Genomic DNA, 218 nt, shown 5'->3' on the forward strand with positions numbered 1-218 from the left:
CATAATGTTGGGTCTGTAGCTCAGTTGGTTAGAGCGCACCCCTGATAAGGGTGAGGTCGGTGGTTCAAATCCACTCAGACCCACCAATACTTTTCCAGTAAGTATTGGTGATAGCATTATATTTTGGGGCTATAGCTCAGCTGGGAGAGCGCCTGCCTTGCACGCAGGAGGTCTGCGGTTCGATCCCGCATAGCTCCACCATTTTTAAGTATTCTCTT

2 tRNA genes are annotated in these 218 nt (G+C 49.1%); both read left to right on the forward strand.

Features of this window, described 5'->3' with window-relative positions:
- Positions 1 to 9: 9 nt before the first annotated feature.
- Positions 10 to 86 (forward strand) — tRNA-Ile (locus PVK71_RS20450).
- 39 nt (positions 87 to 125) lie between these two features.
- Positions 126 to 201: transfer RNA gene (locus PVK71_RS20455), tRNA-Ala, on the forward strand.
- The last annotated feature ends 17 nt before the right edge of the window (positions 202 to 218 follow it).

Source organism: Aliivibrio sp. S4MY1 (assembly GCF_028765545.1).
Lineage (GTDB): Bacteria > Pseudomonadota > Gammaproteobacteria > Enterobacterales > Vibrionaceae > Aliivibrio.